Origin of the sequence: Algibacter sp. (assembly GCF_029245835.1) — a bacterium.
Classification (GTDB): Bacteria; Bacteroidota; Bacteroidia; order Flavobacteriales; family Flavobacteriaceae; genus Algibacter_B.
In genome coordinates this window covers 1-13,039 of sequence record NZ_JAQWOO010000087.1, presented here as the reverse complement: position 1 = coordinate 13,039, position 13,039 = coordinate 1, and the positions used below count along the sequence as shown (strand labels likewise).

The 13,039-nt window shown below is 30.5% G+C and carries 13 protein-coding genes and 2 tRNA genes; 6 read left to right on the top strand and 9 right to left on the bottom strand.

Annotation, left to right across the window (positions count from 1 at the left end; all coding sequences use genetic code 11):
* Positions 1 to 243: 243 nt before the first annotated feature.
* The 3 genes from P8K68_RS13875 (at position 244) to P8K68_RS13865 (ending at position 2,538) form a co-directional block, all read left to right on the top strand.
* Positions 244 to 915: a Crp/Fnr family transcriptional regulator gene (locus tag P8K68_RS13875; RefSeq protein ID WP_300252214.1), complete on the top strand. Its 672-nt coding sequence runs from the start codon at positions 244 to 246 to the stop codon at positions 913 to 915.
* 128 nt (positions 916 to 1,043) lie between these two features.
* Complete coding sequence (locus tag P8K68_RS13870; RefSeq protein ID WP_300252211.1) at positions 1,044 to 1,907, top strand: anti-sigma factor; 864 nt, start codon at positions 1,044 to 1,046, stop codon at positions 1,905 to 1,907.
* Between the two features lie 70 nt (positions 1,908 to 1,977).
* The gene (locus P8K68_RS13865; protein WP_300252208.1) at positions 1,978 to 2,538 is read left to right on the top strand and encodes a TlpA disulfide reductase family protein; all 561 of its coding nucleotides are present in this window, start codon (positions 1,978 to 1,980) and stop codon (positions 2,536 to 2,538) included.
* Here the strand turns inward: P8K68_RS13865 and P8K68_RS13860 are convergent.
* Genes P8K68_RS13860 through P8K68_RS13840 form a run of 5 tightly spaced genes read right to left on the bottom strand, consistent with a single transcriptional unit; the run spans position 2,533 to position 7,408 of the window.
* Entirely contained in the window at positions 2,533 to 3,678 is a 1,146-nt protein-coding gene (locus tag P8K68_RS13860; RefSeq protein ID WP_300252205.1) for a lycopene cyclase family protein, read from the bottom strand. The two genes, P8K68_RS13865 and P8K68_RS13860, sit on opposite strands and share 6 nt — an antisense overlap.
* An 18-nt stretch (positions 3,679 to 3,696) precedes the next feature.
* Positions 3,697 to 4,146, bottom strand: coding sequence for a sterol desaturase family protein (locus tag P8K68_RS13855; RefSeq protein ID WP_300252202.1), 450 nt, complete (start codon positions 4,144 to 4,146; stop codon positions 3,697 to 3,699).
* Positions 4,147 to 4,156: 10 nt separating this feature from the next.
* The gene (locus P8K68_RS13850; protein ID WP_300252198.1) at positions 4,157 to 4,996 is read right to left on the bottom strand and encodes a phytoene/squalene synthase family protein; all 840 of its coding nucleotides are present in this window, start codon (positions 4,994 to 4,996) and stop codon (positions 4,157 to 4,159) included.
* A 2-nt stretch (positions 4,997 to 4,998) separates the two neighbouring features.
* A complete protein-coding gene (gene crtI, locus P8K68_RS13845; RefSeq protein ID WP_300252196.1) occupies positions 4,999 to 6,465 on the bottom strand; it encodes a phytoene desaturase family protein in 1,467 nt (488 codons plus the stop codon).
* Between the two features lie 43 nt (positions 6,466 to 6,508).
* Positions 6,509 to 7,408: a MerR family transcriptional regulator gene (locus P8K68_RS13840; RefSeq protein WP_300252193.1), complete on the bottom strand. Its 900-nt coding sequence runs from the start codon at positions 7,406 to 7,408 to the stop codon at positions 6,509 to 6,511.
* A gap of 195 nt (positions 7,409 to 7,603) precedes the next feature.
* On the opposite strand from P8K68_RS13840, the gene P8K68_RS13835 reads away from it, so the two are divergent.
* On the top strand, positions 7,604 to 9,859 hold the full coding sequence (locus P8K68_RS13835; protein ID WP_300252190.1) for a multiheme c-type cytochrome: 2,256 nt from the start codon (positions 7,604 to 7,606) through the stop codon (positions 9,857 to 9,859).
* 5 nt (positions 9,860 to 9,864) lie between these two features.
* Here P8K68_RS13835 and P8K68_RS13830 read toward each other — a convergent pair.
* Positions 9,865 to 9,950, bottom strand: a tRNA-Leu gene (locus P8K68_RS13830).
* Positions 9,951 to 10,006: 56 nt separating this feature from the next.
* A tRNA-Lys gene (locus tag P8K68_RS13825) sits at positions 10,007 to 10,079 on the bottom strand.
* A gap of 141 nt (positions 10,080 to 10,220) precedes the next feature.
* Between P8K68_RS13825 and P8K68_RS13820 the strand changes: the two genes are divergently transcribed.
* Entirely contained in the window at positions 10,221 to 10,742 is a 522-nt protein-coding gene (locus tag P8K68_RS13820) for a shikimate kinase (RefSeq protein WP_300252187.1), read from the top strand.
* On the opposite strand, the gene P8K68_RS13815 is transcribed toward P8K68_RS13820, so the two are convergent.
* Positions 10,734 to 11,237: a phosphoribosyltransferase domain-containing protein gene (locus tag P8K68_RS13815; protein WP_300252184.1), complete on the bottom strand. Its 504-nt coding sequence runs from the start codon at positions 11,235 to 11,237 to the stop codon at positions 10,734 to 10,736. The genes P8K68_RS13820 and P8K68_RS13815 overlap by 9 nt on opposite strands.
* A 111-nt stretch (positions 11,238 to 11,348) precedes the next feature.
* On the bottom strand, positions 11,349 to 11,726 hold the full coding sequence (locus tag P8K68_RS13810) for a S4 domain-containing protein (RefSeq protein WP_300252182.1): 378 nt from the start codon (positions 11,724 to 11,726) through the stop codon (positions 11,349 to 11,351).
* A gap of 83 nt (positions 11,727 to 11,809) precedes the next feature.
* Here P8K68_RS13810 and P8K68_RS13805 point away from each other — a divergent pair, with 83 nt between their 5' ends.
* Positions 11,810 to 12,877 (top strand): hypothetical protein, encoded by a 1,068-nt coding sequence (locus tag P8K68_RS13805; RefSeq protein WP_300252179.1) that lies wholly within the window; start codon positions 11,810 to 11,812, stop codon positions 12,875 to 12,877.
* The last annotated feature ends 162 nt before the right edge of the window (positions 12,878 to 13,039 follow it).

The window sequence follows — 13,039 nt, the reverse complement described above, 5'->3', positions numbered from 1 at the left end:
TAAATTGCTTTAAAAAATCTTCGTTCAATAAATCTTCTGGTTTCATAAATGTGTAAAATTTAAAATTAATAAATAAAAAATCTCAGGCTAAATATTAACCTGAGATTTTAAAACTTACACAGTTTATGAGATACTGCCTATATAAAATGAACCTCCCAACTGCGGAGGTTTTTTTTATGCCCTTTTCGTAAGTAATGATTATAAATTTCGACTATTTCAGTTCTAACAAAACAAGCTAGCATAATGAAATCACTTTGGTTTTTTGACGATGTCAATCTCTTCAAGGTACTTTGTCCACACAAATTTAAAGCCTACAAGGCAGATCATGATTTTGATGTCTATAAAAAGAAAGACTACATTTATTTTGAAGAAGATTCTGCAAACAAAGTTTACCTAATAGAAAAAGGAAAAGTAAAAATTGGATATTACAGTGAAGAAGGAGACGAAATTGTAAAAGCCATTTTAACCCGCGGTGAAATATTTGGAGAAACAGCTATTTTAGGAGAATCTAAACGAGAAGAGTTTGCCCAATCTATCGATAATAGCACAAGCATATGTCCTGTTGGGGTGAATACTATGTATGATTTAATGCGAAACAATCAAACGTTTAGTTTAAAAATATACAAAGTCATTGGTTTTAGACTACGAAAATTAGAAAGACGATTACAGCTTTTACTTTTCAAAGATGCAAAAACACGTCTCCTTGAATTTTTAGATGAATTATGCGCAGAATATGGTTATGATTGCGAAAAAACAGGTGATAAAGTAATACAACACCCCTACACACAAAAAGACATAGCTTGTTTAATTGGCACTTCAAGACCTACACTTAATGTTTTATTAAACGAGTTGAAAGAGGAGCGTATTATTGAATTTTCTAGGAAAGAAATACGAATACATGAAAAAAGTGCTTAATGTCGTTTTCAAGAGGAAATTATTGCGATTATTTCCTCTTATAAATGGCATAATGTTAGTTAGCTAACATTTTATAAGACTGGCATGGTATAATTTTGAAGTATAATTAAAATACTAAAATAAATACCATGATTAAAAAAATGTTTTTGGCATTATTTGCCTTAGGAATATTTACTACTTCTTGTAGTAATGATGATGATAACGCACCAGCAAATGCGAACTTAACCATAGACCTTAATGGATTAGAAGCATTAGGTAGCGATTATGTTTACGAGGGATGGATAATTGTAAATGGCGTACCAGTTTCAACAGGTACGTTTTCTTCGGTTGCATTTCCACAAGTTTTTTCAGTTGAAGCAGATCAATTAAGTAGTGCTACAAGATTTGTGCTTTCTATTGAACCATCAAACGATCCTAACCCCGCACCAGCAGATACAAAACTTCTGGTTGGTGATTTCGTTGGAAACTCAGCTAGTGTAAATACCGATATTGTTGGAGATTTTAGTTCGGCGGCAGGAGCATTCTTTTTAAGAACTCCAACTGATGAAACAGGAACCAATAACGGCAATGATGAAAACGGTGTTTGGTTTGGAACTCCAGGAATGCCTCCAACACCTAACTTTGTATTACCAACTCTTCCAGCAGGTTGGGCCTATGAAGGCTGGGTAGTGGGGGATAACGGACCGATTACTACAGGAACATTCAATGCTTTTAATACCGCTGATGTTTTTGATGATTTTAGCGAAACATCTCAAGCTGGACCTCCAGTACCAGGAGAAGATTTCTTTTTAAATGCACCAGCAGGTGAAACATTCCCTTTGGATGTAAGAGGAAGAACAGTAGTAATTTCTGTTGAACCTATTCCCGATGATTCACCAGCACCTTTTGCAATTAAACCATTAGTAGGTACAGCAGGACAAGATACCGCTCCCGCGACATATAATTTTGGTCAGAATTTAACTTCTTTACCTTGGGGTGAAGTAAATAGATAAGATTAAAAGTTATTTTGTTAGATTTAAGGCATAGTTTCAGTTTAGGAGCTATGCCTTAAAATTTATAATAATGAATTTTTCTCGAAGTAAAATAAAGAACATTATTTTTTTTATAATAATTGGTGTGTTGCTTTTTCCGCAAACGCGACAACCCATACAGGTCTTACTTCATAAAAGTCTAGCACTTTTTAGTCCCTCTATAATTGATGAATCCAAACAGATTAAAGTGGAGAACTATAACTGGGAATTAAAAGTTGAAGATGGTACTATTTTTAATTTTGAGGATACAAAAGGCAAAGTAGTTTTTGTTAATTTTTGGGCAACTTGGTGTCCGCCTTGTATAGCAGAAATGCCTAGTATGCAGTTATTATATGATGATTATAAAGATAGCATTGAATTTGTTTTTGTTTCAAATGAAGGCTTCCCAGTAATCAATAAGTTTATAAGTAAAAACGAATATACTTTTAAGGTTTATAACGCATTGACTAAATATCCGGAGCATTTTAACGTGTCGAGTATCCCTAGAACATTTCTAATAGATAAAACAGGCAAAATAATCATTGATAAAACGGGTGCTGCTAATTGGAATAGTAAAGCTATTAGAAAGACTATAGATAAATTAATTTTATAGTGTTTTAAAGAACGCTTTTATAAAGCTCCAAGAGAATAAAGACCACATAATTTTTAATTCCTCAAGGAAAGTAGATTCCTCATCTAAAAAACGAAACATAGTTTGTATAGAATTTTTGTCATAGAATTGCTGAAAAAGCCATTCGCCTTTGTGATTTTCATCTTTTAAAACTTTTAAAAATACTTTATCATAAAATTTATATCTTCTATTAAACAAACCGTTTGATGGAAGTTTATTTGCTTTAATATTTTCAATAATTTTAGTTGTTTTTTTTTCGGTGTGCTTAAAAGAATAGCCTGTTGAACCTTTTACCCAACCACCACCTGTGCCAATTTTAGTTACTTTTTTTGTATTGAATTTTTCAAAAGAAAAATTAGTCATAGGTATTTGACCTTTTTCAGTTTCAATAATGGAATAGTTTTCTATGTTCAAATACGCTTTGATGTATTTTTTAATAAATGCATCGTAAGTATCCTCATTTACAACTTGCGACGTAAAATATGTAAATTCAACCAAAGCTTCAGTTTCAGAAAAAGGTAACACATAAGTAAATGTAGTTTGCTCACCATCTTTCAATCGATAATCCATCATGGTAACCCTATTTTTATCGAAAGCTTTATTATCTGTTTTTATAACCCAACCTTTAAAGTGTTGTATAATCGAAATACTATTTTTTGAATCAATTGAGAACGTTTCAGGAATTCTACTATCAAAAACATGATTTGCTCTATATGTGTTTTTATTAGTTGAAACCTTAATTATATCATCTTCATTTAAGGATTCAACATGTTCTATGATAAACTCTATATTTATTTTTTTAGAAAGTTTTTTTTTAGAGTAATTATAGAAGTCAATGGAACGAATTGATTTATAATGATAAGGGTTTAGATTTAAATCAATCTGTTTTTTAGAGGTTATTATTGAAGCTTTGTTCCAGGATTGGTGGGTAATATTATTCCAATGGGAAGGTTCTGTTTCCCAAAAACTCCAAGTTTTATCATTTGTATTTTTTTGTGAATTATCAATTAGAGCAATGCGTTTTTCATCAAAAAAAACATCTGAAGCCATTTTTAAAGCAAGCTGTAATCCTGCAAGCCCATTTCCAATAATAATATAATCGAAATGGTTATTATCTGCCATTATAGAATATTGATAATACTATTTTTTGAAATATTTAAAAGGCACAAATAGCATTCCGAAACATTCACCTTTTTCTTTTCCTAAGTGTTTGTGGTGAATTTTATGAGCCCTTCTTATACCTTTAGCATACCAATTATTGGCATTTCTAAAAAGCTTAAATCGTTGATGAATAAATATATCATGTACTATAAAGTAAGACAAGCCATAGGCGAAAATGCCTAGACCAATAGGTAAACCAGCCCAAAAACTGGTATTTTTCCAAAGAAAGAAGAAACCAATACTAACAACGGCATAGAATATAAAAAAAGCGTCGTTACGTTCAAACCAACTATCATGATCTTTATGATGATGGTCTTTGTGTAAGCTCCACAAAAAACCATGCATAATATATTTATGAGTAAACCAAGCCATAAATTCCATGAAGGAATAAGTGCCTAAAAATATGAGTATCCAGTAAAGTGTAAACATGACTTAAAATTTACATTAAATTTAATTGATATTTTACATAACTCCGCATTAAAAGTTCAATTTTTTTTGGGTTTGAAACTCTTATTCTTGAATCTTTAATTTTTAATGCAGGCGTTTTTTTGAGTTTTTTAAGAAGTTGACTGTAATATCTATAGGCCATAAATACTCCGAATTTAGCTTCAATAGGTAGTTTTTTTATGCCGCTTAATCCTTTTTCAAAATCTGATTCAATATCGTCTATGATATCTTGTTTTGAAATTTCATCAAGATTTTTTAAATCGGTATTTGGAAAGTATGTTCTATCTAAGCCTTCATAATCTGCTTTTAAATCTCTTAAAAAATTCACTTTTTGAAATGCAGAGCCTAATGACATGGCTGTATCTTTAAGTTCGTTATATTTTTCATCATCACCATTAACAAAAACTTTTAAGCACATGAGTCCAACCACATCCGCAGAGCCATAAATGTATGCTTTGTATTCTTCATCTGTTAAATAAGATGTTTTATGTAAGTCTAATTTCATACTATTCATAAAAGCATCAACAAGAGATTTATCTATACTATATTTGTGAAATGTATGCTGAAATGAATTTAAAATGGGGTTAAGACTAATTTTATGTTCTAAAGCAAGTTCTAAATCTTCTGAAAATCTATTGAATAAACGTTCTTTATCATAATCATGAAATGAATCTACAATTTCATCAGCAAACCTTACAAAGCCATAGATGTTGTAAATATCACCACGTATAGATTTATATAGCATTTTAGTTGCTAATGAAAAGGAGGTGCTATAAGTTTTTGTTACAAGCTTACTGCTATTGTAAGAAACATTATCAAAAAGGGATTTCATACTTATATACTATGATGTTTAGTTACTAAATCTGCTACTAGTTTACCAGAAATTAACGAAGGAGGAACACCTGGTCCTGGAACTGTTAATTGTCCGGTAAAAAATAAATTTTTTACTTTTTTACTTTTTAGTTTTGGTCTTAAAAATGCAGTTTGTAATAAGGTGTTAGCCATTCCATAGGCATTTCCTTTGTATGAATTATAATCTTTTACAAAATCGTTCAAGCAAAAACTTTCTTTAAATATAATATCATTTTTTACATTTTGCGAAGTTAAATTCTCAAAACGATCAATAATTTTTTCAAAATACTGTGATCTTAACTCTGGAGTATCTTCAATACCTGGTGCTAAAGGTATTAAAAAAATGCCAGCTTCTTTACCTACGGGAGCTGCGTTATCATCAGTAATACTTGGGAAACTTGCATAAAATAGTGGGTTTTCTGGCCACCTTGGATTATCATAAATAGCTTCGGCATGTACATCAAAATCTACATCAAAAAACAACGTGTGGTGGTTAACATTTTTTAATTTTTTATTAAAACCAACATAAAAAAGTAGGGAGGAAGGGGCAAAAGTTTTCTTTTCCCAATAATTTTCAGAGTATTGTCTTAGTGGTTTGTCTAAAAGTGTTTCAGTATGATGATAATCTGCACCACTTACAACAACATCACAATGAAAATTTTCTCCATTTGAAACAATACCTTTAGCTTTTCCGTTTTCAACAATAATTTTGTCAATAGGTGAATTTACTTTAATGTTAACACCAAGTTCTTTAGCTAAATTTTCCATAGCAAGAATAACTTGATACATGCCTTTTTTAGGATGAAATGTGCCTAATCCAAAATCGGCATAATTCATGAAACTATAAAACGATGGGGTGTCACTTGGTTTTGCGCCTAAAAACAATACCGGAAATTCTAGTATTTTTACTAACCTATCATTTTTAAATTCTTTTCTAACATCCTTTTTTATGGTGCTAAAAAATTGATTTATTTTTTTTATTGTTGCTGGTGTTACCAATTCTAAGGGTGAAACTCCAGGGTTATATACTAAATCTTTAATAGCAATATCATAATTATTTTTCGCATTATCGATAAACTTTTTCAGCTTTTTTGAACTTCCTTTTTCTTCTTTTTCAAAAGCTTCTGTTATTTTATCGAGTGTATCTTCTATAGTTACATAATCGTTTTTGCCAAAGTACACGCTGTAGGCTGGACTTAATTTTTCTAGGGTATAATACTGAGATGGTTTTTTATTAAAGTCTGAAAAGAAACGTTCAAATACATCTGGCATCCAGTACCAAGTTGGACCTATATCAAAAGTGAAACCGTCTTTAATAAGTTGCCTTGCACGACCACCAATAGTTTGGTTTTTTTCAAAAATGTTTACTTCATATCCAGCTTGAGCGAGGTAGCAAGAAGCTGCTAGAGATGAAAAACCTGATCCTATTATGTTTATTGTTGATTTCATATGGTAAAAAAAATAATTAAAAAATTAAAAAGGGATAAAGTTTTTATAAATCTTTAACTAAATTTTCAATGGAATTGAATATGGAAATTTGTTTTGGGATGTTTTCTACCTCAAAATCAGTAAGTTTTTTACCTAATAGCAAAAGTTTAGTGTTTTCTTTTTCAAGCAGTAAGTTCTTGAATTTTTCAAGGTATCCAGGAATGTCTTCAACTTTTGGATAAACAGTAAAATAAGATACAAAGTTAACTTCATCAAAAAAGCCAAGTAAATCTGTTAAACTTTCCATAGGTACACTTTCACCTAAAAATATAGTATGGTAACCTTTACTTCTTAAAAGATAATTTACAAACAGGAGACCAATATCATGAATTTCATCATCCGGGAGAAAAAGAACAAATGTTTTTGAAACGGGTTTAGGCTCCAAAAGCTGTAAGCGTTCCGTATTTAAAAGTATTTTTTGTTTCATATGAACAGATAAAAAATGTTCATGTGCTGGTGTTATTGTATTGGTTTGCCATAACAGACCAATTTCATTTAAAAGTGGTAAAAATACAGAATAGAATATTTCCGTAAATGTCTTATTTTCTAGTAAATTGTTATAAGTACTATAGAATAAAACCTGATCAAAATTAATCATGGCCATTTTTAATGCATTAATAGCATGGTCTTCAACTTTAGCCCTAGAAGCAATTTCTCTTACTTTTACAGGAATTTCATCTTCCTTGAGTTTTGCAATTTTAGAAATCTTGAGCCCATTATTGTTTAAATACGAAATATTTAAGAGCTTTTGAAAACTAGTTAAACTGTAGTTTCTAATATTCGTATCACTTCTATTGGGACTAAGTAAATTATACCTCTTTTCCCATATACGTATGGTATGAGCCTTTATACCTGTAAGATTTTCTAAGTCTTTAATGCTAAAATTTACCTTTATATTGTTCATTAAAATCTGAATTTTGTTAAACAAAAATACGTTTTTTTATTAAATGAGCAATAAAATATGTCTACAAAGTATTTGTTTTGTTGATTTTTTTAAAGGTAATATCCTTTTTTTATGAAAAAAACATGACTTAGATTAGCTATTATACTCTACAAATGATTTATTTTTAAAACTTACTAAATTTTAAATATTTTTGTATTGAATTTTTTTAAAGAATCATCGTTAATCTTCATTTTAATAATATTTTTTTTCTCTTGTAAACAAAAAAAATCAGAGTATATAAACGATTCCGAACTAGTAAAAAATATTTTCACATCTACTAAACTAATTCCTGATAATCATTTTTTAGGAGATCAAAAATGTAAAGAATGTCACGCTTCTGAGTTTAAATCTTGGCAAGGATCTCATCATGATAAAGCGATGCAAGTAGTTTCAGATTCAACTATACTAGGAAATTTTAACAATGTAAAATTTAAAAGTCAAGAGGTAACTTCTCATTTTTTTAAGAAAGGAGAAGATTTTTATGTAAATACTGAAGGACCAGAAGGTACTTATGAAGATTATAAAATTGAATATGTTTTTGGAATAAAACCGCTACAACAGTATATCGTGCAATTTCCAAATGGACATTATCAATGTTTAAGAACGGCTTGGGATACTGAAAAAAATAAATGGTTTGATTTATATCCAGATTTTAAGGTTGTGCATTCAGAGTGGTTACACTGGTCTAGAGGAGGTTTAAATTGGAATACCATGTGCTCAGACTGCCATTCAACAAACGTTAGAAAAAATTATGATTTTGAAACACATAGTTATGATACCCAGTATGCGCTAATAAATGTAAGTTGTGAAGCTTGTCACGGACCAGGTAAAGACCATGTGGAACAAGCTAATAAACTAGGTGATAATTACAAACCTATGGGTGACTTAAAAATGGTAAGTAGTAGTGATTCTAAGCAACTTGTAGATGAATGTGCAAGATGCCACATGCGAAGAGAACAAATTACATCTCATTTTAATTTTGAAGGCACCATGTTAGACCATTATTTTCCGCAATTGATTGCTGAGAATTTATACCATCCGGATGGTCAAATTTTAGATGAAGATTATGTTTACGGTTCGTTTTTACAAAGTAAAATGTATCATAATGGTGTGAGTTGTGTTAATTGCCATAATGCACATTCATTAGAATTAAAATTTGAAGGCAATCAATTATGTACACAATGTCATTTACCGGATTCTTATAATACGCCTTCTCATCACTTTCATAACGAAAAATCAGATGGTGCTAAATGTATTAACTGCCACATGACTGGGAAGTATTATATGGGTAATGATTTTAGGCGAGACCATAGTTTTAGAGTGCCAAGACCAGATTTAAGTTTAAAATATGGCACCCCAAATGCTTGTACACAATGTCATACTGATAAAGACGATACATGGGCTTGGGAACAATTTAAGAAGTCTTACGGCCAACCAGATAACAAACATTTTTCAGAACTTCTAGCGCCTGGGATAACAAGACAACCAGATGGTTTAGAGGCGTTATTAGAATTAGCAAATGATACTATTTATCCAGAAATTGCCAGAGCCTCTGCAGTAAAAACCATGAGTAATTATTTAGATACAACTAGTATTGATAAAATGATTAGCTTTTTAAATGACGACTCGCCTATGGTTAGAGCAGCCTCTTTAGACGTGCTAGGGGCGGTTAATTCTCAAGATTATATAAATTATGCATTACCATTACTTGAAGACGAAAAACGTTCTGTAAGAGTAAAAGCATTTTTTGTTCTAGCCCCTTTAGATCAAATTCAAATACCTGAATCTTACAAAGCAACATATAAAAAAGTAAAAAAGGAATTTGACACCAATATAAAAGCCACTGCCGATTTTGTTGGAGGACGAATTAAAAAAGCAGATTATGCCTTAAAAAAAGGGGATTTAAAAACGGCTATAAAAGGATATGAAAGTGCTTTAGAAATTGATAATATCAATAATATGGTTAGAACAAATTTGGCTAATTTATATTATCAAGATGGTGACCTTATTAAGGCAGAAGATGCTTTTAAAGCTATAATAAAGCAAGAACCAGAATTTGGGCAAACCTATTACTCTTATGGTTTATTATTGGCAGAGTTAAACAAGTATGATGAAGCCATTATGCAGATGAAACAAGCCATATACTATATGCCCGAAAATATAAGAACATATTACAACATAAGTTTGCTTTATGATAAGGTTAATGATTTGAAGAGTGCAGAATTATTTTCTTTGAAAGGACTAAAAAAAGATCCTAATAATGAAGAATTATTGTATATGTTGGCTTATTTATACTCAAAAGATAATAAAATAGTAAAGGCAAAAAATGTGGTTGAAAATTTAGTAAGATTATATCCTAATAATACGAATTACGCAAACTTTCTTAATCAATTAAATAGAAGAATTAATTAATAAAGTGCGCACGAGAAGATTCGAACTTCCACATCCTAAAACGGATACTGGCCCCTCAAGCCAGCGCGTCTACCAATTCCGCCACGTGCGCATTAATGAAGTGTGTAAAAATAAAAAAAGTTAAGCAATAAAGCTTAACTTTTTTTGTGACCGGGCTGGGGCTCGAACCCAGGACCCTCTCCTTAAAAGGGAGATGCTCTACCAACTGAGCTACCAGGTCAGTATTCCAAACTAACGTATTGCGGTTAGCGGGTGCAAATATAAAATGTTTAATTAATAAAACAATACTTTTTTTGAAGAAATTTTCGTTTTTTTGCATCGTTAAAACGTATGTTTTTAATAATCAATTTATAGCGAGAAAATGATCATTGTATTAATTGGATATATGGCTTCTGGAAAGACGTCGATTGGAAAGAAATTAGCAAGAAAATTAAATTATAATTTTCTGGATTTAGACGATTTTATAGAAGAAAAAGAAAATATATCTGTAAGTGAGATATTTAAAACGAAAGGTGAAATTTATTTTAGAAAGCAAGAAGCCTTTTATTTAAGAGCATTATTAAAGTCTGAAAATAATACCATACTATCTGTTGGAGGAGGTACCCCTTGTTACAGTGGAAATATAGATGTTATTTTAAATAGTAAAAATGTTAAGAGTATATATTTAAAAGCGTCTTTGAGTACATTGGCAAATAAATTAATGCAGAAAAAAGCTAAAAGGCCTTTAATTGCGCACATCCAAAATATCGAAGAAATGACTGAGTTTATTGGAAAACATTTATTTGAACGCATTCAGTTTTATAACCAAGCAGAAATTCAAGTAACTATTGATGGTAAAACAAAGGGTGATGTTGTTGAAGATATAATTCTTGCGTTATTCTAAAAAAACTTCATAAGTTTTACCTTCTAGCATGACTTGAACATGCTCATTTAACGAAGTAGATAAAGAAATACCTTTAAAATCTGCTTTTACTGGATATTTTTTATGATTCCTATTTACTAAAACGGCGGTTTTAAATTGTTTTAAAGGGACATTTAAAAAATGTTTAACACCATATATTAATGTGGTTCCAGAGTTTAAAACATCATCAACTAATACAATAGACTTATTTTTGTAATCTTCAACTGATATGGATGTCTTTATATCTTTCCAAGGATGTTTTTTATCAATACTTACTTTACAAAGTATTGGATTAATATCTGATATTTTTTCAAGCACAGTTTTTAATTTTTTAGCAAATACATAGCCATTCTTATCAATTCCTGCCAAAACAACCTCTTTTTCATCAACATTACTTTCATAAATTTGAAAAGCAATGCGTCTTATTTTATGAGTTATTTCTCTATGATTAAGGATTGTATTATTCTTAACTGTCATAGTCTATTTATAAAATTGAAAGATAAAATTACTCATTTTTATCTGTATATTATTATTTTTTTTTCAAAGGTCAGATATAACATCTAATTAAAGATGACTTAGCTATAAAATTTATATTGAAGATGTTTCTTCTGTAAAATCATCAATATCTCGTCTATCTTTTTTTGTGGGTCTACCAACGCCCTTTTTTCTGTAGTAGTCTTTTGAATATTTTAAGAGTTCTTTAGCTTCAAACTGTTCTTTCGGAGTGGTATCTGTTCTGAAGATATCAACCAGTTTTGCACCAACTCTACTCTCAGGAATCTCATTTACTTTCAGTCTGTAGTTTATTTGGTTTTTCCTTAATTGAATGACGTCTTGCGGATAAACCTCTCTACTTGGTTTAACAATATCTTCATTTACTCTAACTTGCCCTTTTTTGCATGCTGTTGTGGCAATTGATCTGGTTTTATAATATCTAATACACCACAAATACTTATCTATACGCATACAATTATTGTGTTAAAGGGCGTTAATATTCTTGTGCAAGACTATATTAAAATTGTATCTTGCAGGCTCAAAAATACGAAATAATGAGTTTAAGAAAAATAGGTTTTTTTATATTAAGTTTTGTTTTAGTTTTTTCTTCGTGTAACGAGGATGATGGAGGCGCGTTTGTACCTGTGCCACCGAGGGATAGAACAGAACAACAAATAGCTGATAAAGACTCAATAATGAGCTATTTAAAAACGCACTATTATAATTCTAGTGCTTACGACGGTTCTAATCCAAATCCAACAATTCAAGATTTAATAATTTCAGAAATAGAAGAGGGAGGGGATGTTCCAATTGGTAATACGCTTTTATTGAATGCTATAGAAACAAAAAATACGATTTCTTTTGATACTAATTATGAATACTATATACTTAGATTAAATCATGGCGGTGGTGTAGATTTTCCAACATTTGTCGATTCTCCTATGTTTACAGATAATATCCGTATGACTTATGAGGGCTCTTTTTTAAATGGAATTATTTTTGATGGAAATAATTTTTTATCACCTGTAAGCTTTGATTTATTGAATCTTATAGAAGGATGGAGGAATGTTTTCCCAGAGTTTAATACTGCTGAAGATTTTTTTGAAAATGAGGATGGTACTGTAGAATTTTTAAACCCAGGTGTTGGCGTTATGTTTTTGCCGTCTGGTTTAGGGTATTTTAATTCAACAGGTCCAAGCGGAAGATTACCAGCTTACTCTCCTTTAATCTTTAAATTTGAATTATTGCAGTATTTTGAAAGTGATATAGATAATGATGGAATTCCATCTTATCTTGAGGGATTAGATGAAAATGGAGAGCCTTTTACAACTATTGAAGAATTGGCGTTGATAAATTCTGATGAAGATAATTTAATCAATATATCAGACCCCGATGATGATAATGATGGAATTGCTACAATCAATGAAATAACAATTACTAACTATGAAAGAGACACACGTAATGAAGTTTTAGCTATTCCATTAGCATCTAATGAGGTTCTTTTAAACAAGATAAAAACAATAAGGGATTCAAGTGGGATGATATCAAAATATATAGGTGTTGTTATAACATTTACAGACTCTGATAACGACGGCACACCTGATTATTTAGATGCTGAATAATATAGTAAAATTTATAGGCAATAAAAGAGGTCGTCTAAAAACAATTTAGGCGATCTTTTTATTTTTGGTCATTTAGGTTTTATTTTGACGCTCTTTGTTTTAATAGTAAATAATAATGTTGTTAAAATAGAGCAAAGCGATTTCTATATCGCCAAACTCACT